At 57.7% G+C, this 18,450-nt stretch carries 19 protein-coding genes; 7 read left to right on the forward strand and 12 right to left on the reverse strand.

Going from position 1 to position 18,450, the window contains the following annotated elements; genetic code table 11:
• Positions 1 to 62: 62 nt before the first annotated feature.
• Positions 63 to 446 carry a 30S ribosomal protein S12 gene (rpsL, locus tag ACIPR4_RS16125; RefSeq protein ID WP_013569728.1) on the reverse strand — a complete coding sequence of 128 codons (384 nt, stop codon included), beginning with the start codon at positions 444 to 446 and terminating at the stop codon, positions 63 to 65.
• 933 nt (positions 447 to 1,379) lie between these two features.
• Between rpsL and ACIPR4_RS16130 the strand changes: the two genes are divergently transcribed.
• Positions 1,380 to 2,366 (forward strand): carboxypeptidase-like regulatory domain-containing protein, encoded by a 987-nt coding sequence (locus ACIPR4_RS16130; protein ID WP_187290198.1) that lies wholly within the window; start codon positions 1,380 to 1,382, stop codon positions 2,364 to 2,366.
• A gap of 318 nt (positions 2,367 to 2,684) precedes the next feature.
• Here ACIPR4_RS16130 and ACIPR4_RS16135 read toward each other — a convergent pair whose 3' ends face one another.
• Positions 2,685 to 3,275, reverse strand: a complete 591-nt coding sequence (locus tag ACIPR4_RS16135) for a TetR/AcrR family transcriptional regulator (RefSeq protein ID WP_013569731.1) — start codon at positions 3,273 to 3,275, stop codon at positions 2,685 to 2,687.
• 108 nt (positions 3,276 to 3,383) lie between these two features.
• On the opposite strand from ACIPR4_RS16135, the gene ACIPR4_RS16140 reads away from it, so the two are divergent.
• From ACIPR4_RS16140 to ACIPR4_RS16155, 4 genes are all read left to right on the forward strand, one after another.
• Positions 3,384 to 4,001 (forward strand): FMN-dependent NADH-azoreductase, encoded by a 618-nt coding sequence (locus ACIPR4_RS16140; protein ID WP_013569732.1) that lies wholly within the window; start codon positions 3,384 to 3,386, stop codon positions 3,999 to 4,001.
• A gap of 61 nt (positions 4,002 to 4,062) precedes the next feature.
• Positions 4,063 to 4,446 (forward strand): VOC family protein, encoded by a 384-nt coding sequence (locus ACIPR4_RS16145; RefSeq protein ID WP_013569733.1) that lies wholly within the window; start codon positions 4,063 to 4,065, stop codon positions 4,444 to 4,446.
• A 55-nt stretch (positions 4,447 to 4,501) separates the two neighbouring features.
• On the forward strand, positions 4,502 to 6,574 hold the full coding sequence (locus ACIPR4_RS16150; protein WP_013569734.1) for a S9 family peptidase: 2,073 nt from the start codon (positions 4,502 to 4,504) through the stop codon (positions 6,572 to 6,574).
• Positions 6,575 to 6,709: 135 nt separating this feature from the next.
• On the forward strand, positions 6,710 to 9,064 hold the full coding sequence (locus tag ACIPR4_RS16155; RefSeq protein ID WP_013569735.1) for a hypothetical protein: 2,355 nt from the start codon (positions 6,710 to 6,712) through the stop codon (positions 9,062 to 9,064).
• A gap of 93 nt (positions 9,065 to 9,157) precedes the next feature.
• On the opposite strand, the gene ACIPR4_RS22585 is transcribed toward ACIPR4_RS16155, so the two are convergent.
• Positions 9,158 to 9,757 carry an NHL repeat-containing protein gene (locus ACIPR4_RS22585; protein ID WP_144312460.1) on the reverse strand — a complete coding sequence of 200 codons (600 nt, stop codon included), beginning with the start codon at positions 9,755 to 9,757 and terminating at the stop codon, positions 9,158 to 9,160.
• Positions 9,693 to 10,205, reverse strand: coding sequence for a hypothetical protein (locus tag ACIPR4_RS22820; protein WP_013569737.1), 513 nt, complete (start codon positions 10,203 to 10,205; stop codon positions 9,693 to 9,695). Before ACIPR4_RS22820 ends, ACIPR4_RS22585 begins: the two co-directional genes overlap by 65 nt.
• A gap of 230 nt (positions 10,206 to 10,435) precedes the next feature.
• Here ACIPR4_RS22820 and ACIPR4_RS16160 point away from each other — a divergent pair, with 230 nt between their 5' ends.
• Entirely contained in the window at positions 10,436 to 10,975 is a 540-nt protein-coding gene (locus tag ACIPR4_RS16160) for a DinB family protein (protein ID WP_013569738.1), read from the forward strand.
• Between the two features lie 100 nt (positions 10,976 to 11,075).
• Here the strand turns inward: ACIPR4_RS16160 and ACIPR4_RS16165 are convergent, their stop codons facing one another.
• The 5 genes from ACIPR4_RS16165 to ACIPR4_RS16185 form a co-directional block, all read right to left on the reverse strand.
• Positions 11,076 to 11,918, reverse strand: coding sequence for a rhomboid family intramembrane serine protease (locus ACIPR4_RS16165; RefSeq protein WP_013569739.1), 843 nt, complete (start codon positions 11,916 to 11,918; stop codon positions 11,076 to 11,078).
• A 47-nt stretch (positions 11,919 to 11,965) separates the two neighbouring features.
• The gene (locus ACIPR4_RS16170; protein WP_013569740.1) at positions 11,966 to 12,439 is read right to left on the reverse strand and encodes a hypothetical protein; all 474 of its coding nucleotides are present in this window, start codon (positions 12,437 to 12,439) and stop codon (positions 11,966 to 11,968) included.
• 87 nt (positions 12,440 to 12,526) lie between these two features.
• Complete coding sequence (locus ACIPR4_RS16175) at positions 12,527 to 13,600, reverse strand: MBL fold metallo-hydrolase (protein ID WP_041586143.1); 1,074 nt, start codon at positions 13,598 to 13,600, stop codon at positions 12,527 to 12,529.
• A 74-nt stretch (positions 13,601 to 13,674) separates the two neighbouring features.
• Positions 13,675 to 14,139, reverse strand: coding sequence for a MaoC family dehydratase (locus ACIPR4_RS16180; RefSeq protein ID WP_342612299.1), 465 nt, complete (start codon positions 14,137 to 14,139; stop codon positions 13,675 to 13,677).
• Positions 14,140 to 14,199: 60 nt separating this feature from the next.
• Positions 14,200 to 14,961, reverse strand: coding sequence for a PP2C family protein-serine/threonine phosphatase (locus ACIPR4_RS16185; protein WP_245536363.1), 762 nt, complete (start codon positions 14,959 to 14,961; stop codon positions 14,200 to 14,202).
• A 100-nt stretch (positions 14,962 to 15,061) separates the two neighbouring features.
• On the opposite strand from ACIPR4_RS16185, the gene ACIPR4_RS16190 reads away from it, so the two are divergent.
• Positions 15,062 to 15,898, forward strand: a complete 837-nt coding sequence (locus tag ACIPR4_RS16190) for a DNA-methyltransferase (RefSeq protein ID WP_013569744.1) — start codon at positions 15,062 to 15,064, stop codon at positions 15,896 to 15,898.
• A gap of 234 nt (positions 15,899 to 16,132) precedes the next feature.
• Here ACIPR4_RS16190 and ACIPR4_RS16195 read toward each other — a convergent pair whose 3' ends face one another.
• From ACIPR4_RS16195 to atpC, 3 genes are all read right to left on the reverse strand, one after another.
• Positions 16,133 to 16,876 (reverse strand): SDR family oxidoreductase, encoded by a 744-nt coding sequence (locus ACIPR4_RS16195; RefSeq protein WP_013569745.1) that lies wholly within the window; start codon positions 16,874 to 16,876, stop codon positions 16,133 to 16,135.
• A 93-nt stretch (positions 16,877 to 16,969) separates the two neighbouring features.
• Positions 16,970 to 17,905 (reverse strand): metallophosphoesterase family protein, encoded by a 936-nt coding sequence (locus ACIPR4_RS16200; RefSeq protein ID WP_013569746.1) that lies wholly within the window; start codon positions 17,903 to 17,905, stop codon positions 16,970 to 16,972.
• A 98-nt stretch (positions 17,906 to 18,003) separates the two neighbouring features.
• Positions 18,004 to 18,435, reverse strand: a complete 432-nt coding sequence (atpC, locus tag ACIPR4_RS16205) for an ATP synthase F1 subunit epsilon (RefSeq protein WP_013569747.1) — start codon at positions 18,433 to 18,435, stop codon at positions 18,004 to 18,006.
• Positions 18,436 to 18,450 lie beyond the last annotated feature (15 nt).

Here is an 18,450-nt window from a genome sequence, read left to right on the forward strand (position 1 = left end):
AAACATCTCAAGCATCTGGACCTGAAAAATTCGTGATTCTTTAGCGACTAAGAAACTGCGAACTACTTGGTTGCAGCCTTAGGACGCTTTGCACCGTACTTGGAGCGGCTCTGCAGACGCTTTGCAACGCCTACCGAATCCAGCGTTCCGCGAACGATGTGATAGCGAACGCCCGGCAGATCCTTCACACGGCCGCCGCGGATGAGCACGATCGAGTGCTCCTGCAGGTTGTGGCCTTCGCCCGGGATGTAGCTGGTCACTTCAATGCCGTTCGTCAGGCGAACACGTGCGACCTTACGGAGGGCCGAGTTCGGCTTCTTCGGTGTCTGCGTGTACACGCGGGTGCAAACTCCACGGCGCTGGGGCGATCCCTGCAATGCCGGGCTGGCCGTCTTATAGTTCGGCGCAGTCCGACCCTTCTTCACAAGCTGATGAAACGTAGGCACAGTAGAACTCCTCAGATACCAATTCGAACTTCTCAAAACTCATGCCGCGTCAACAAAACGCACTTCAGCCAACCGCACACGCGGCAAGAGCGCGCTCTTGACCTGAAGGTCGCGCACTCCGGCGAAGTACATCCTGCTTCGCGTCTGTACTCACAGCACATCCACGCCCAAAAGCGTGACTACACTGCAAACAACTCACAACCAGACGAACAAAACAGTCGACGGTGGCCGAACTCCCTACGCAACACAGCAGAGAACGCTACGCGCTCTCTCACCAAATTGCCCAGGTGACGACTCCGTTTCGCTGTTCCGGCCCACATAGCCCATCCAGGGTGGAGGGTGTCGCAGGCTCGAACGAAAGGCCGCTGCTTCTAACTTCAGACCAACTCCGAAAAGCCGATCCAACAGCGGTCGTACTCTCTATCCAGTCTAGCGGAAATCGCCAAAATCTGCGACCCGCCGGGGCTTTTCTCTGCCCTGTTCGCACTGCCAAACTGCGCAATACGACCTGGATACATACGGAACCCTCTAACTGTACCAATCTGCCGTTGAAACGTCAACGATTTCGGGCTTATTTCGAATTCTTCTGAACTACTAAAGAGTGGGCCACACGGGAGAACCACATCCTTCTTTCTCCTGCCATACCTCTCAGCGCCAGCACAGGAAGCCAGATACGCCAAAAGCCGCCAGTCCGTAAGATTTGGAGAAACACCACCTGCCGACCTCCTTCTTATAGACTTTCCCTAATCCAAACAGGATCTGCGTCTTCCCACGATAAATCCCGTCCAACCAGAAGACGTGCCCTGCAAGCCACCCAGAAGAGAAGCTGTTTCCCTCTCTGGAGCGTCCACTGAATGCCGGTTAGTCCGAACTTATGAGGAACGCCCGTCTATGCGCAGTCTCTGCAGCCTTGTTTTTTGCTTGAGCTTTTTCGTGCCGCAGATTTCAGCCCAACAGATCGTCAACGCGGTGCTTATCGATGCTCCCGCTCCTCAGTCCACCGCCCTGCCTTCCCCCACTCCCAGCCAATTGATCGGGACCGTCACCTCCGCCGAGGGAGGAGACATCGCAGGCGCGCAGATCATTCTTACCGGCCCCGCTCTGCCTTCTTACTCTGCCGTAACCGACAGTGATGGGTTCTTCAAACTCCCGGCCATTGCTCCAGGCACCTACACCATCACCATTACGGCCACGGGATTCAGCCCCTGGACCCATGCCGGCGTCGTCGTTCAACCCGGCAAAGACGTAGATCTCCCCAGCATCCAGTTGAAAATTGCCACGGTCTATACCTCGGTCGACGCTCTCTCTCAGCACGAAGTAGCCGTCGAGCAGCTTAAGGTCGAAGAACACCAGCGCGTCCTTGGCGTGATCCCCAACTTCTTCGTCACCTTCGAAAAAAATCCTGCTCCACTCTCCACCGGACAGAAGTACCATCTGGCCTGGCGCACGGCCATCGACCCGGTCACCTTCGGCTTCACCGCCATCGCTGCGGGGGTTGAACAGGCAAATAACACCTTCTCCGGCTTCGGCACCGGCCCCGCCGGGTATGGCAAGCGCTTCGGCGCGGCCACGGGAGACACTTTCAGCGCCACCTTTTTCGGTGGGGCCGTTTATCCTTCGCTCTTCCACCAAGACCCGCGCTACTTCTACAAAGGCACCGGAACCATCAAGAAGCGCGCGATGTACGCCATCGCCAGCGCCGTCCTTTGCAAAAGCGATAGCGGCAAATGGCAGCCAAACTATTCCTTCATCGCGGGTAACTTCACTGCCGCAGGCCTTTCCAACGCCTATTACCCAGCCAGTAACCGAGGAGCGGGGCTCACCCTTACCAACGCCGCACTGGCCACAGCATCGGCCTCGATCGGTGCCCTTTTCGAAGAGTTCCTCCTCGCCCGGATCACCACCAAACACAAGCCCTGATTCTTATCCGCGAAACTGCACATGTATGGGCTTCCGGTTTGTGCGCTTCCTTAGATATCAGTTTGTGCGCTCTGCGCGACCCCACCCTTTCGCGATAAAGCCGCGAAAGGATGGGGCACAGATTTTGGTGGGCTTCCCTGTTGTTTTAATTCTAGCAACTTGGAGTGGGCAAATCGGCAGATTTAGATGGCCTATATTGCTTTTGCTTTCAATCGTTTGCGAAGGCTACTTGGACGCGGGGGCTTGACAGGAATTTGCGTCGACCCTGGCAAAGCAGATCCCTTCGCTACGCTACAGGATGACAAAGAAGTACAGCTTCTACCCGTGCAACACCTGTGGCGTCGGCTCGGCAAGCATCGGAACCACCAACCCCATCACTGTCCCGACAATCTCCTCCGACGCCACACGCGCCGGCGTACTCAACCACTCCTTGGCCGCACCATAGATGGCCCAGCTCACGGCGGTCGCCACCATCTCCGGTGACGCGCCCTGCGGCGGATGCCGCTGCAATCCCTCAAGAAGCATCTTCCGCACCACCGCAATCACGGCCGCTTCCATGTGCGGCTCCATCTGCCTCTGCCGCTCACACCTGGTCGGCCTTGACGCGACATAATCGCAGACGCCCAGCACAATCGCACGGAGCGCGCTGGCGCAGGTCCCGTCAAAGACCACGCCGCGCTGGTCCAACAGCTCTTGAAACTGTGTTCCGACCATGCACTCCAGCAAGGCGAACTTGTCTGGATAGTGGTCATAGAACGTGGCCCGGTTCACCGCTGCGGCTTCGGCGATGTCCTGCACGGAGATCTTCTCGAACTCCCGCTCATCGAGCAGCTTCCCCAACGCTTGCTGGAGCGACAGGCGCGTCCGTCGGATGCGTGGATCCACGAGTTCAGCAGCCTTATCGCTCATCAAGCCTCCGTTAAAAGATACGCCGTGCGGGAATAAAACGACAGACGTCGGTTTTTATGAATCAACACCTGTTGTTTAGACATCGATTCATCATTAGGAGATTCACTCATGTCCACTCTGCTTCATCTCGACTCAAGCCCCCTCGGCGAGGCCTCCATCTCGCGCCACCTCTCCAACGAATTCGTCCAGAACTGGAAGAAGGCAAACCCGAACGGAAAAATCATTCGCCGCGATACCACTACCTCAGCCATTCCTCCCGTCACAGCAGCCTATGTTGCAGCCATATACACGCCAGCCGACTCCCTTACATCAGAGCAGAAACAGCTCCTCTCCCTTTCGGACACCCTGATCTCCGAACTCGAAGAGGCGAACGAGTATGTCCTGGGCGTGCCCATGCACAACTTCTCCATCCCCTCTACCCTCAAACTCTGGATTGACCAGATCGCCCGCGTCAACCGCACCTTCTCCTACGCCACAGGCACTCCTGTGGGCCTCCTCACCGGCAAAAAGGCCACTTTCCTTCTCGCCTCCGGCGGAAATTACGACGCTGGCACCGCCATGGAATCCCTCAATCACGCTGAACCTTATCTCCGCACCATCTTTGGTTTCCTGGGAGTTACAGAGGTCCATTTCGTTAATGCAGGCGGAGCCGCTGCTCTGAACTACGGGGCCGACCGCGCCACCTTCCTTGCACCGCACGTCGAATCCATTCGCGCCCGTTTCTAACCCGCAAAATACAGAGGCTCTTTCCGCAGGAGAGGGCCTCACAAAGTGCATCCAACCGGAGATGATCGACCGTCTCGACCACCTCGTTCTCACTGTTGCCAGTATCTCCTCTACGCTTGACTTCTATCATCGTGCGCTGCGCTTCGAACCGCGTGAGAAAGACGGCCGCTGGAGCCTCCACTTCGGCAGGCAAAAGATCAATCTTCACCAGCAGAACCACACCTTCGACCCTAAAGCCGCACACCCCACCCCTGGCTCCGCCGACCTCTGCTTTATCGCGACCCAGTCGTTGGAACAAATCATGCGGCGCCTGGCAGAAGAGAAGATTTCCACAGAAGAAGGTCCTGTCGCCCGGACAGGCGCGCTCGGGCCGATGACCTCCATCTACTTCCGTGACCCCGACCGCAATCTCATCGAAATCTCCGTCTACGACAAAACTTTCTGAGCGCTTCTAGCGTCTGCCTGTTCAGTCCGATCCTGATACGCTTACCCTCAATCCCATGCACAGACACCTTGCCGCTCTTCTTTTCTTTGCCGGTGCAGTTTCCGCCCAGAGCGCACCTAATCCACGTATCGCCGCTCTCATTACTGATCTGGCAAAGACGCGCACACCGCAGCAGGTCGCACTCTCGCCCGACGGCAAGCTCCTGGCCTGGACGGGTGACTCTAATCTGCATCTGATTATGACCGCTGCGCTCGATCAGGACCGCGTTCTCTCTCCGGACACGGCCTCGAAACCCGGCAACACTGCGACCAGCGCCTGTAAAAGCAGCCACCCTACATGGTCCGCAGATTCAACGCAGCTTGCCTTCCTGTCCGATTGTGATTTGCACGGCGCAAAATCCCCTCAGTCTCAACTCTGGATCTTCACGCCAGCCACGAATGGGGTTCGCCAGCTCACACACCTCACCGGCAATCTGGACGAACCGCAGTTCTCGCCCGACGGCAAGACCATCGCCTTCCTCTTCGTTTCGAACGCCACCCGCAGCGCAGGTGCAACCGATGCCATGCAGCCAGCCATCGGTGTCATTGGGCAGGACAACATCGAAGTGCAAACCGTCAAAACAGTAGAAGTCGCCACCGGATACGTTCCCAAAAACAATCTCACCGATCTTCATATTTACGAGTTTTCCTGGTCACCCGATTCGAGTCGAATCGTGTACACCGCAGCCCCCTCGCCCGGAGAAAATAACTGGTGGGTCGCGCGCCTTTATGCCGTAGGGATCGACGCCTCGAAGCCTGAGTTCAAGGCGAAAGAGTCTCTGCTGGAACCGCAGATGCTCGTGGACCCCAATACCATTCCCGGTCCGCTCCATGGACTGCAGATCACCCTGCCCCGCTTTTCTCCCGATGGCAAAAACATCGCCTTCCTCGGTGGCCTAATGTCCGACTTCGGTTCTAACGGCGGCGACCTCTACATCACCTCGTCCGAAGGCAAAGACACGCATCCCTTTACCGAAGGCCGCAAAGCCTCCATCGCCTGGTTCCAGTGGGTTGGCGCTGATCACGTTCTCATCAGCGAACACGAACGAGGCAAAGTCCACGTAGCCATCCTTGGTACCAGCGGGCATCAGATGCCCTTTACCTCGCAGAACTTTGATGGCACTCTCGGTTCCGGTGCCAGTGTCCTCTCGCTCTCCGTCTCACCTTCGACCCGTAACGTCGCGTTCTTCGCCAGTTCGTTTGAAAAGGCCCCGGAAGTCTACTTCGGTTCGCCCGGCAACCTACATCAGGTGACCCATCTCAACGACACACTTAAGCCATCGTGGGGCAAATCCGAATCTATCGAATACACCAACGATGGATTCAATCTGCAGGGCTTCCTTCTCTACCCCGCCCACTACGATCCGGCGAAGAAATACGGCCTCATTACCTACGTTCACGGCGGTCCCTCGGGGGCAAATGCTTCGATGTGGCCGACCGCCGCCTTTGGCCCAGCGCCCTTCTCCGCGCTGGATTATTTTGTCTTTCTCCCCAATCCCCGTGGCTCGTTTGGGCAGGGCGAGACCTTTACCCAGGCCAACCGCAGAGATTTCGGGTACGGCGATCTTCGCGACATCCTCGCAGGTCTTGACCTTCTCGAAAAGAAGCTCCCCATCGACCCCACCCGCGAGGGTATTACCGGCTGGTCTTATGGCGGATACATGACCATGTTCGCCGTGACACAGACGCATCGTTTCCACGCCGCCGTCGCAGGTGCAGGCGTTTCCAACTGGCTGAGCTACTATGGCGAAAACTCCATCGACCAATGGATGACACCGTTCTTCGGCGACACCGTCTATAACGACCCTGCGGTCTACGCCAAAAGTTCGCCGATCACCTTTGTTAAAGAGGCGCGCACCCCCACGCTCATCGTCGTCGGAGACCGCGACGGAGAGTGCCCGGCGCCCCAGTCCTTCGAGTTCTGGCATGCGCTCCGCGCACAGAAAGTGCCCACGGAACTCGTCGTTTATCCCAACGAAGGTCATCACTTTCGGGAAGAAGCGCATCGCGTCGACGTGCTCACGCGCGCCCTCAACTGGTTCAATACCCAGATGCCTGCACAGGGCCCTACAGGGGCCTTAGCCCGCTAACTGCGCTTTCCTCCGTGCGTCTAATTTGCAAGCCCCATCCGCACCCTCTACACTTGAAGGTCAGAGCTTTCTCTCTGAAAAAATCTTGCAGTTTGCTGTACCGTGCATGCCTTCCGGCCTGTACGGGGAGGTCTGATGCGCCGTTTCGTTTCACTCTTAGTCGTTCTGCTCTTCACTGTCCCCGTCGGCATTTCGCTCTCCGGTTGCGGCAAAACCGCCACCAATCAGTTCTGCGAGGGCAGCTCGGGTATCCGCCTCGGCCAGGTGACCAGCATCACCCTCACGCCGCAGTACTTCGGTGTGAGTCTCAGCTCCGGCCAGATAACGAACTTGACTACGCCGACTGCCATCGACTGCAAAGGCACCACTGTTTCGATCAGCGCCTATAAATATGCGAGCTCCAATCCTTCACTCGTAGATATCAATCCGACCACAGGCGCCCTCTGCGCTGGTATCTGGAACCGGAACACACCCGGCGGCACAGCCGACTACACCTTTTGCACCGCGAACACGCTTCCCGCCCCGAAAGACGCCCTCAGCGCCGTCACCTCTCTTGTTACGGCTTCGGGGGGCGGCGCGACCTCCAACAGCATCACGGTGTATGTACATCCTGCCATCGCGAGCATCATTATCGGTACTCCCGAGGCCAGTTGCACAAACGACACCAACATTTCGACCTTTTGCTGCCCAATTACCAGCACCACCGTCACCGCTACGCCTTACGACGCCACCACCTGCGTCTCGCAGAATGACACACGTCAGATCGTAGCGCGCGCTTTTGACAACAGCGGAAACAACATTACCTGCCAGGTCGGTCACCCCACGTTCTCGGCCGTCACCGCTGGGCTCGTCACGTTCGACCAGAACGGTGTAGCAACCGCCCAGCTTCCTGGATCGACCATAGTGCAGGCAAATATCGCCTCCTCCACCTCGAATGCAGGCTTCTTCTCCACCTGCCCTCCCGCGAGTATTAGCGTCACTACTCCAAATACCAATACTTCCACCGGAACTGTCGCGATTACGCCCAATACTGCGGAGCCCATCACAGCGACCGTCATCGATACGAAGGGTGTTACCATCTCCGGTCTCCCCCTGACCTATACCTCCACCACGCCGACCACGATTGCAGCATCGACTACCGGAATCCTCGCGACCTTCCCGTCCGCGACTGCGGTCAACGCGTTCTGCACACCGCCGACCTGCAATCCTTCGCCCTATACCAACATCGGCCTGCTCGGAAACGGCAAGCCGGTTGTCTCTAATACCATTCAGGCGACGGCCTCTGGACTCAACAGCACGCTGCTTTACATTGCGAGCACCCAGAGCCAATACATCACAACCGTCGACTTCACCAACACCACGATTGGCGCTCCTGTCCGCCTCCCCTACGTTCCCAACTCGATGGTTCTCTCGGAAGACGGTACCTCCATCTACTTCGGTTCGGACACGGAGTTGATGTCCTTCTCCACCTCGACCCTTGGCATCACCAAGGAAGACATCTCCGCGAAGGGACGCGTCCTTGCTGTCGCTCCGGACAACAGCTCGGTCGTCCTCACTGATCCGACGCGCAACACGGTCACTCTCTATACCCCTTCCAGTAGCGCAACCGTCACGAGCTTCCAGGGCATCGGTCTGCGCGCAGAGTATTCGCCGGATGCGCAGGCAGCCTACATCACCACTTCCACCAACCACCTTCTGGTCTACAGCGTGAATACGGGCTGGCATGACTACGACATGTCCGCTACCGGTGCAAACGACGTCGCCGTCACCGTACCCTCGGTCGGTGCTTATATCGGTGGGAACTCCGCGATCACTGGCCGCTCGTACTGCGCCAACACGACGGTGACCCCGGTCGACTACTACCCAGTCGCAGGACAGGTCGGTGCAGCAGCCGATCGCGTTGCCGCCACGAACGACTCCAGACACATCCTTGGCCTGAGCAGCGCCGCAGGCGGTGTCCCTGTTCTCAATGACGTCAATCTCACGAATGGAAGCGGCACACTTCCCATCGGCCAATGCCCCTCCAGCGGAGTCGGTGCGACGTTCGCCAACACTCTCAATACCGTCACGTTGAGCAGCATCAACGCCGGTGCCTGCACCACGCTGGCAGCCCTCACCACCCCCTATCCCATTTGCGGAAACGTGATCCCTTCGTCGGATTCCGTGGTGGCCTTCGTCACCTATCCAGCGTCCTCCACGGCCTCCACCACCGGAACGCTGCTTCCGACGTATAAGCCTGCAACCAGCGGCCCCGGCGCACTCTCCTATGTAACCCTTGCCGACGGAGCCACGGCCCCCGTAGCAGGCGTCTTCTCCTCCGACAACGGCACATTCTACGTCGGCACCGCGGGAGACAACCTGGTACACCTCATCGCGCGCAGCACGCTGACCGACAGCAAGCAGATCAATCCCAAGCTGCCTGCGGCCTCCGGCGGCAGTGGCTTCGCTACACCGAACCTGCTGGCTCAGAAGCCGCGTGCCACCACGTAGGATCCCGAACTCCGAACAACAAAAAGCCCGCTCTCACCGAGCGGGCTTTTTGCTTTACCGATGGTTGACCTGTATGCCTAAGTGGCCCAAGAGCTAAGGCTGAGGCGATAGTTCATAGACAGTAGTCCCATCCACGCAATAAATATTGTTATTTGGATCCACGGTAATAAGGCCGGCAAAGCCCGTTGCAATTACGGATTGACTGAAGGTGCCATCGTTGGATCGAGTTAGCTTCAATACGGTCGAGCTAGTGGAATCGGCAATGAAAATGTTACCTTCGGAATCAGACGCTATATCTGCCGCATTTGCAGAAATTACTGGACTGCTGCGGACTACTGGAATGACTGACTGAATATAACTGCCATTTGAAAAAGTATCCTCAAGTAGCCTAAGTCCGCCGTTGAAGAGCCAGAGGCTATACACGGTGCCATCCGGTCCAGTGGCAAGGCGAGGATGTGAGCCCAAAGTAGAACCAGGAACGATTGTAGCTTGGCGTTGCTTGTATGCAAGTATCTGGCCACCGTTCACATTGGCAATTGCGCCATAGATTGTCGAGTTATCTTTCGACACTGCGATTCCTGAATAAGTGCCCGAACTTGAACTTGCTACGAGAAGACCAGGAAATTCGTCAATAGCCCCCCCCAGCGACAGAAACACTTGAATGACTTGAATAATAGAGGTTTCCAATGCCATCTACGGCAACATCGTCATACGCCACAGTAGTGGAGGAGAGGACTGCGCTGTAAGTATATGACCCTGCGGACCGAACTGCTTTATATACTGCCGATTGATTAGGAACTGATTCGATTTCATTTTGATTGAAGTAAATATTGCCGCCCGCATCCGCGCCGATCGAGGTTGCACCGAGACCAAAGTTCGGCAGACCGATTAGAGGAAACTGCTGAATGGTGTAGCTTTGAGCGAATGAAGTTGAACAGAAAGCGGACGCTACGAGGAATGTAATAAGAGCTACGAAGTAATGGAAGTTAGCAATCGAATTGGTGTGATGTCTTTTTAGAAAAGCTCTATGCCTTGGTGCGTGCGATTCTATCGCAGCGACTTGCACTATGAACTTTCTGCTGCGTGAAAGTGAGATCGTGCCGAATTGCTTATGGTCAGAAGTGCGCAACGCCATTTGCATGTAAGCTCCTTATCCGAATGGTGATCTTGTTTTGCGTCGCTATGCTTACATGCGGACGACCTGGAAGACAATCAACTGCAAGTGAATATTTAGCAGCGTCCCGTTTTGAAACTTCACAAGTCAAAGTGGCCGAACTGTAGCACATGTAGCCACCTTCCTTCCATGCGCAAACTTTCCCCGGCCCAAAGGCTATCCTTGACTACTACTAAAATCAGGAAGAGGACGTTCCAATGTTGACAGTTTCACCCTGGATTGAGCGCAGCTTTCAATTTGAAAGCCCAAGATCGATGTACCCCAACCTCGTGGAAAGAATTCGTGGGGGCCCGGCCCGGGCGGAGGATGCCGTAAAGGATGTGCCTGCCTCCCTGCTCGTCGAACGGATGGGAACTGCCTGGTCCATTCAGGAAAATATTGGACACCTGGTGGATATTGAGCCCCTCATGGCAGGGCGGTTGGATGACTTTATCAGTGGTGTCTCACAACTTAGGGCATGGGAAGAGACCAACAGAGCTACCTGGCAAGCAAATCACAATGACAGGCCCATTCAGGAACTTTTGGATGGATTTCGTGATGCGAGATCGAGGCTGGTAGAGCGCTTCGATACTTTTGACGACTCTCTGATCGAAAGGACCGCGTTTCATCCGCGTCTCAAGCGGCCGATGCGCGTTATCGATCTCGTGTATTTCATCGCAGAGCACGACGACTATCATCTTGCAAAGATCTCGGCGGTAAAGCGACATGGGCTGGCTCTACAAGCGATTGCGCAGTAATTTCCAGCGGCAGGCGTCTGTGACGAACTTACCCACCCTTTCGCGATAAAGCCGCGAAAGAATGAGCAAATCATCCTTTTGCAGTCATCTACGCTTCGTTTTAGAGCCTGGAAATGAAGTATCCGAAGAGCGAGAGCAGAAGCGCGAACCCCAGAAACGCGACCTTCTGGCGCTCCAAGTACTTCACTCTTCCCGAAGTCATCTCCGGCAGCAGCGGTACACCCATCGCCAACCCACAGACGAAACCGCCGATATGTGCGCTGTTGTCGATGCGGACCACATCGAAGAAGATCGACGCCAGCCCGATCGCCAGGTTCAGACCCGCAAACTGGATCACGCTCTTCCGCAGGGCCCTCAGTTCCATCCAGGGAATGCCCGGACGGCCGCCACGGCTCTCGGAGAGTCGCTTGTTCGACAGCAGCACAATCAGGATCCCGGCGATGCCAAAGACCGCGCCGGAGGCTCCGGCGCCTACCTGCCCATGCTGCTTCCAGATCACGTCCCACGCAATCGACAAAAGATTTCCCGCCGCGCCGCTCAGCAGGTACACGCTGATCATGCCAAAGAAGCCCAGGAGCGGCTCACCCAGCAGACCGAGGTTCCACAGGCACCACATGTTTGTCGCCAGGTGAATCAGACCAACATGGACAAACATGGCGGAGATGATCCGCCACCACTGCCCATGCACGATCACCAGGTCGGAGTTATTCGCCCCAAAGCGAATCAGGTCCGCAAGCGAAGGAAGCCGCAGATCGGCGCCGCGATACCCCATCCACAGAAAGACTGCAATATTGATCCCAAGCAGCAGGTACGTTGCAGGCGAAAGCTTTACGCCTGCAAAGCGCGATCTCCGCGCAGGGAGTTCCACCACCGGAGCACCCGTGGGATACGCAGGTTCGCCCGGACGGGCGGGCTCCATCGAAAAGTTTTCGGAAGAATTCATCAGAAGTTCAGTATGTCAGATAAGAGGAACGTTCAACGTGACCGGCGTTACAGGCCACGTCCGTTACGAACCTGCTTTACCGTGCCAGAAATAACCGTAGGGGCAGGGGTCGCAATCGCCACGAGGATCCACATCAGCAGCGAGAAGAGGAGGCCACCGACAGCTGCCATCTGCAGCGTCAGAGCGAACGAGACATCGCGATAGTGCAACGCGGCGACCCTCATCTGTCCAAACGGCCCGCGATGGATCACGGCAGTCGCCAGAAGGAAGACCACGATGGAAACCGAAGAGATCACCATCAACGTCACGTCGATGGTGCGATGAAGCCGCTGTCGGCTTCTGCAGCGGGCGCAATCCGCGAAGTGCTGTACATAATCCGTACGCATCTCCGGCGAAACGCCCGAGATGTCGTATCGCCAGCCCGACAAAATATCGCCAATCACCGGGTCCGTGCATCCGCCTGTCGCATCGGAGCCATGGAGCACTGGGTGCTCGTTCGGGATAGGTGTCGCATTCATCATGTGTCGATTCGCTTATCTTACTCTTTTGCCGCCCAAATCAGGCATCAATAGATTGGACGTTAAATCCTGGCCAAACGGTTCAAAACCCTACAGGCAGAGCGGTTGCATCGGCTCTGCCTGCTGTGCCAGAAGGATCTTGTTCCCCAGCAGGCTCAAACGGTCGCCGATGGCCTGTTCCGCCGCCAGACGCGCCATTTCGGGAAGGTTGTTGCTTTCCGAAAGATGCGCCAGGATGACATAGGCCGCTCCACCGTCATAATCTCGTGTCAGAAACTCCGCCGTTGCGGTATTCGAAAGATGCCCCACCCGGGAGAGGACACGCTGTTTCACGCTCCACGGATACGGCCCGTCCCGCAGCATTTCGAGATCGTGGTTGCTCTCCAGCAGCAGCGCGTCACAGTTTTTCAGTGCCATCTTCACATTCTGGGGTACATAGCCCAGATCCGTCGCGAAACCCAGGCGGATGCCCTCCGCTTCGAAGACAAACCCGCAGGGGTCTGCCGCGTCATGGGGAATGGTGAAGGGGAGAATGTCGATGTCGCCAATCGCCAGATGTGATCCCGCGCGGAAGTACTCCACGACGGGCAAATAGCTCGGGTTGTCCTTTACGCTCTTCTTCACCGCCGGCGCGTCTGCCTCGTCGCAGAGATCCTCGGCGGCTGCGGCGGCCAGCTTGACCGCGTTGTGCTCTTCGGAGGCCTTGTCGGCTTCGCTGGAACCTTCGCTCATGCTCTCAGCGGAAGGTACAAAAAAATGCTCGTCTGGAGCTTCATTCGGGGCTCCGCACGCATTCGCCGCATACGAACGAACCAACTCTTCGTCGCGGAGAGCCATCTCGGCCTTGCGCTGTTCCAGCCACTGCGCATACGTCGTTCGTTTCTGCGGCGTCACCTGTCGCACCCACGCACGATGCGTCGCTTCGGTGAAGTACACAGGGATGCCGAACTTGCGCGCCAGCACCGGTAGACCGGCTACGTGATCCGCATGCTCATGGGTGATCAGGATGGCGTCCAGCGTCTCGGGATTCTCACCGACCATCGCCATGCGCCGCATCAGTTCGCGACAGCTCAATCCCGCGTCCACGAGGATGCGCGTCCCCGACGAAGACACTACGGCGCTGTTGCCCTTCGACCCCGACGCCAGCACCGTCATTCGCATCATTGCTCAAGGATACGCTTCGGCACTGTGGAATCCAGCGTTTTGTACCACCCACGGCACCCCACGCCAGGAGGCGTCTAGCCTTTGGGTTTCAAGGGAGCCAGGAAGTTCACCGTGCTCTTCATCACAACCTTGTCATTCTGATTCAGTACCAGCGTGTAGATGGTCACCAGTCCCAATTCGGGACGCGACTTTGACACACGCAGGCCCACGACCTCGGTGTCGGTCCGCAGCACATCGTTCGGACGCACCGGCTCCGTCCAGCGGATCTCTTCCACGCCTGCGCCGATCATGCCGCCGACGACCGTGATGGTCTCCACGCGCATGCGCATGACCAGGGCCGCCGTCAGCCAGCCACTCGCGGCCTGTCCCTGGAAGAACGTGCTCTTTCCTGCTGCTTCGTCCAGGTGGAAGGGCTGGGGATCGTACTTCTGCGCGAACTCCGTAATCTCGTGCGCCGTAACCTTCACGCCTCCATTGGAATGAAACTTCTGCCCCAGTTGAAAGTCGTCGAAGTACATTTCTTTCGCGGCCATGCCCATCTCCTGAACGCGCTTCTGGAAGAAGCACGAGAGTTGAATCTATCAGAGCAGACCTAGCTCTTAGAAGCCTACGCGTACCAGGACGACCGTCGTATTGTCTCCACCACCCGCGTCATTCGCGGCCTGGACCAACTTCTCCGCTGCTGTCTCCAGAGATGCATCATTAAGCTCCAAGAGCTCCGCGATCTCCTTCTCCGAGAGATCGCGCGTCAGGCCATCCGAGGCGAGAAGGTACACATCGCCTTCAAGACCTTCGGCGCGGAGAAGGTCAGCCTCTACCTCGGCAGCCGTCCCTACGGCGCGCGTGATTACATTCCGCATGGGTGAAGCGGCAGCCTCTTCTTCGGACATCTCGCCCAGGCGTACCTGCTCGCCTACAAGGGAATGGTCTTCCGTCAGCAGCTCCAACGTGCTGCCACGAAATCGGTAGCAACGCGAGTCGCCTATGTGCGTAATCGCCAAGGGAATGGTGTTTGCCTTAGCCGGTACGTTCACACCAACCGAGAGCGCAACCAGAGTCGTTCCCATGCCGCGCAAACGCGGGTTGTCCTGCGCGTACGCATAGACTTCGCGGTTCGCCACAAGAGCAGCGTTGGCGATCACCGATCCCCTATCGGGACCGCCCCGATGGGCCTCGCGCAGAAAGATCTGCACCGCCATGTGCGCAGCCAACTCACCCGCTGCAGCACCGCCCATGCCATCGCAGACGACGAAGAGACCGCCTTCGACCTCCGCGCCCACAGCGTCCTGGTTTGTGTGACGCACGAGGCCCACATGCGTCTGCATCGCCCACTCGATCCGTACTTTTCGCTTTGTCGCCAAATGCACTCCAGAATCGTAGAACTACCGAACGATACACGAATCGGGTACATCCTCTCACTTCCGTTACCCGGCCCCGCTCCAATGCGATACGCTCATCCACATGCCCTCGAAACGCTCCGCACTTGGTCAGGTCGTTCACGCGGAGAACCTTGGCTTCCTGCAAACGCTCCCCAGCGAGAGCGTCGACCTCATCTATATCGACCCGCCCTTCAATACGGGCCGCGTCCAGAAGCGTACGCGCATGAAGACCGTCCGCGACGAAGCGGGCGACCGCACCGGCTTTGGCGGTGCGCGCTACCGTACCGAGAAGCTCGCCGAGGCCGCGGCCTACGAAGACACCTTTGACGACTTTCTCGGTTTCATTCGGCCGCGTCTGGAGGAGGCCTATCGCATCCTGAAACCGCACGGCGCACTCTTCTTTCACATCGACCCGCGCGAAAGCCACTACTGCAAAGTCATGCTGGACCAGATCTTCACACGCCCTTGTTTTCAGAACGAGATCATCTGGGCGTACGACTACGGCGCGCGCTCCACCAAGCGCTGGCCCGGCAAGCACGACACCATCCTCTGGTATACCAAGCACCCGACGAAGTACACCTTCAACCTCGCTGCCTGCGACCGGATTGAGTACATGGCTCCTACGCTGGTAGGCGCGGAAAAAGCTGCGCGGGGTAAGACGCCTACGGACGTCTGGTGGCACACGATCGTCTCCCCTACCGGGAAAGAGAAGACGGGTTATCCGACGCAGAAGCCTCTTGGGGTGCTGAACCGCATCGTCAAGGTTCATACAAAACCGAAGGATACGGTGCTGGATTTTTTTGCGGGCTCGGGGACGACGGGCGAGGCTGCTGCGAAGAATAAGCGACGGTTTATTCTTGTGGACCAGAGTGAGGAGGCTGTTGGGATTATGCAGAAGCGGCTTGCCAAGTATCTGTAGCTGCTTGTCCTCCCGTAGCGATCAGATGCGCCTTTGGCACATGGCAAAAGCAGATTTCTCCGCTCCCTTCGCTTTGCTCCGGTCGGTCGAAATGACGGTGTCATTTCAGTAATGTCCGTCATCTCGACCGAAGCGGAGAGATCTGCTGTTTCTGCGGAGCAAGCGAAGGATGCGCTTCGCGCATAACCCATGTCCCAAAAGCGGGACATGGGGCACCCGGTTTTGGTTTCTTCTCTACTCAGAGAGAATCCAGTCACCGAAGTGCGCTGTCCCCAGCAGAGGACTAATCCCAGGCCTCAGCGTCTGGTCCGTCACCACGGCGCCGAAGTAGCTTCCACCGGGATCGGAGACCACCTCCCTGGGATCCTTCCGCGCCGCAAGGAACTGCCGCACCAGTTCGTCCATGCGGAGGCTCTCTGGTCCGGCCAGTTCGACGGTGCGGTTGATCGGCTCCTCTAAAGCCACTTGAGCGAGTGCTGCAGCGACGTCGTCTGCCGCGATGGGTTGCATCAGGACGGAGGGAACGTGCGCTACGTTGTCTTTCGTGTAACCCTCGGCGATCTGGCCCATGAACTCGAAGAACTGGGTTGCGCGAACGATGGTGTACGGCACGCCCGAGGCCTGGATCGCCGCCTCCTGCGCGATCTTGGCCCGCATATAGCCCATGTCCGTCATCACATCCGCACCTACGACGGAGAGAGCAATGTGATGCTTTACACCTGCCGCGATCTCCGCCGGGAAGAGATTGTGGGCTGACTTGCTGAAGAACTCAAGGGCCGTCGCATCTTCGAAAGAGGGCGAATTCGCCACGTCGATGACGACCTGCGCACCCTGCAAGACTTCGGCGATGCCCTCGCCCGTCAACGTGTTGACTCCCGACGAGGGAGACGCTGCCACGGCCTCATGACCGAGCGCGCTGAGCTTCGCAACCACACGTGAACCGATCAGACCACTTCCGCCAATCACTACGATCTTCATAGAGAACCTTCCTCGCTGCCCGAGAACCTTTGACGGCTTCTCGGTGGTATGTATCAGCAAAGACCGGCTACGAAGTCGATTTGTGACACGGGTCTAGGTATTTTCCGGAGCCACGCTCTTGAATCCGTAGGTCTCATACCGCGTCGACATTTTGCCGTTCTCTACGCGCACCACGGTATAGCCCTCGGCGGTCCCCATGTGTGTGCCCTTCCACCAGTTGCCGCTCACAGCGCCGCCAGTGATGTAGGGGACACCATGCCAGGTCACCGTCTCCCAGATGTGCGTGTGGCCCTGCAGAACGCCCAGGACGTTGCGTCCCTCGAACTGCTTCACTACCAGATCTGAGTTGTTGACCGAAAGGCTGCCGCGCTTGGTCTTTCCGTCAGGAGCTGCCTTCAGGTACGACTCATAGGCCGTCACCAACGGAATATGGATCGACACGATCACGGGAGTCGTGGGAGACAGTTTTCCGAGGTCGTCTGCGATCCACGCAAGCTGGGCCTCGTCGATGTGCCCCTCGTACCCCATACCGCCTGGCAGCGGCTGCACAGAGTCCAGCACCATGAAGTGCACGCCTTTGTGGTCGAAGCTGTAGTAGGCGCGCCCGAAGTGCTCCTCGAACATCTTCTTGCCGTAGAGCTGATCGCTCTCGCTCGTCTTCCCCTTGCTGGAGACACCGAAGCAATCGTGGTTTCCGCAGGTGTGGTAAAGCTTCAGGCCAAGGTCCTGCTCCGTCTTGGCGTAGAGGTCGAAGAGCGAAAGAGCGCGCTCCTTGGAGACATCCATTGTGTCGAAGACGTGATCGCCACCCTGCAGGGCGAAGTCGGCCTTTACACCCCGCGCTTTCTTGAAGGCCATATCGCATCCCTGCGCCGCATTCAGCTCCGGCTGCAGATGGGTATCGGTCAGGAAGAGAAATTCAAACGTCTCGGGCTTTGGTGCAGCAAACGCGGTCCTGGTGCCGATGGCGGCAGCGGCTGCGGAGCCGCCCAGAAGGCTAAGAAAGTCTCTACGGTTGGGGGTGAGCATAGGTTTACTTTAGCGACCAGGGGATGTTGGCACTGCGAATTTCTCGTTAAAAAAGCGAGGCAACCGTCTCCGGCTGCCTCGCTTTTGGTTGGTTTGGTTTAGCGGTCTTTGCTGGCTGCGATCTTCTCTTCGGCTACGCGAATCTCCGCGCGGGCGTACTCGTACTTGTCCGCATCGTCGCCGGACTCGTTCCAGTCCTTCTGCGCCGACTCGAGTTCCTTCTGCGCCTGCGTCGGATCGATCTCTTCCGGCTTCTGCGCCGTCTCTGCAAGCACGGTCACGCGCTCCGGAAGCACCTCGACAAATCCCCAGGCGACGAAGAACTTTGCGTCGCCCGAAGCTCCGCCGTGCAGCTTCACTTCGCCTGCGCCCAGCTCCGCCAGCAGCGGTGCCGCCCCGTACAGCGCTTCCATGTACCCACACAGCGCCGGAAGCTCAATCGCCTCCGCCGTTGTGTCGATGAGGATGCGGTCCGGCGTCACCAGACGAATCTTCAGCAGGCCCGTCGTATTGTTCGTTTCTTCAGCCAACGTACATCCCTCTTA

The organism is Terriglobus saanensis SP1PR4 (assembly GCF_000179915.2).
Classification (GTDB): domain Bacteria; phylum Acidobacteriota; class Terriglobia; order Terriglobales; family Acidobacteriaceae; genus Terriglobus; species Terriglobus saanensis.

Excerpts from the sequence above, each read along its gene's own strand:
- ACIPR4_RS22820 (WP_013569737.1), bottom strand. The coding sequence starts at position 10,205 with ATGCAAATGGCGTTGCGCACTTCTGACCATAAGCAATTCGGCACGATC.
- ACIPR4_RS16180 (WP_342612299.1), bottom strand. The coding sequence starts at position 14,139 with ATGGGCATGGCCGCGAAAGAAATGTACTTCGACGACTTTCAACTGGGG.
- ACIPR4_RS22585 (WP_144312460.1), bottom strand. The coding sequence starts at position 9,757 with ATGGCATTGGAAACCTCTATTATTCAAGTCATTCAAGTGTTTCTGTCG.
- ACIPR4_RS16135 (WP_013569731.1), bottom strand. The coding sequence starts at position 3,275 with ATGAGCGATAAGGCTGCTGAACTCGTGGATCCACGCATCCGACGGACG.
- ACIPR4_RS16170 (WP_013569740.1), bottom strand. The coding sequence starts at position 12,439 with ATGATGAATGCGACACCTATCCCGAACGAGCACCCAGTGCTCCATGGC.
- ACIPR4_RS16145 (WP_013569733.1), top strand. The coding sequence starts at position 4,063 with ATGATCGACCGTCTCGACCACCTCGTTCTCACTGTTGCCAGTATCTCC.
- ACIPR4_RS16160 (WP_013569738.1), top strand. The coding sequence starts at position 10,436 with ATGTTGACAGTTTCACCCTGGATTGAGCGCAGCTTTCAATTTGAAAGC.
- ACIPR4_RS16175 (WP_041586143.1), bottom strand. The coding sequence starts at position 13,600 with ATGATGCGAATGACGGTGCTGGCGTCGGGGTCGAAGGGCAACAGCGCC.
- ACIPR4_RS16165 (WP_013569739.1), bottom strand. The coding sequence starts at position 11,918 with ATGAATTCTTCCGAAAACTTTTCGATGGAGCCCGCCCGTCCGGGCGAA.
- ACIPR4_RS16200 (WP_013569746.1), bottom strand. The coding sequence starts at position 17,905 with ATGCTCACCCCCAACCGTAGAGACTTTCTTAGCCTTCTGGGCGGCTCC.
- ACIPR4_RS16195 (WP_013569745.1), bottom strand. The coding sequence starts at position 16,876 with ATGAAGATCGTAGTGATTGGCGGAAGTGGTCTGATCGGTTCACGTGTG.
- ACIPR4_RS16155 (WP_013569735.1), top strand. The coding sequence starts at position 6,710 with ATGCGCCGTTTCGTTTCACTCTTAGTCGTTCTGCTCTTCACTGTCCCC.
- ACIPR4_RS16150 (WP_013569734.1), top strand. The coding sequence starts at position 4,502 with ATGCACAGACACCTTGCCGCTCTTCTTTTCTTTGCCGGTGCAGTTTCC.
- ACIPR4_RS16140 (WP_013569732.1), top strand. The coding sequence starts at position 3,384 with ATGTCCACTCTGCTTCATCTCGACTCAAGCCCCCTCGGCGAGGCCTCC.
- ACIPR4_RS16190 (WP_013569744.1), top strand. The coding sequence starts at position 15,062 with ATGCCCTCGAAACGCTCCGCACTTGGTCAGGTCGTTCACGCGGAGAAC.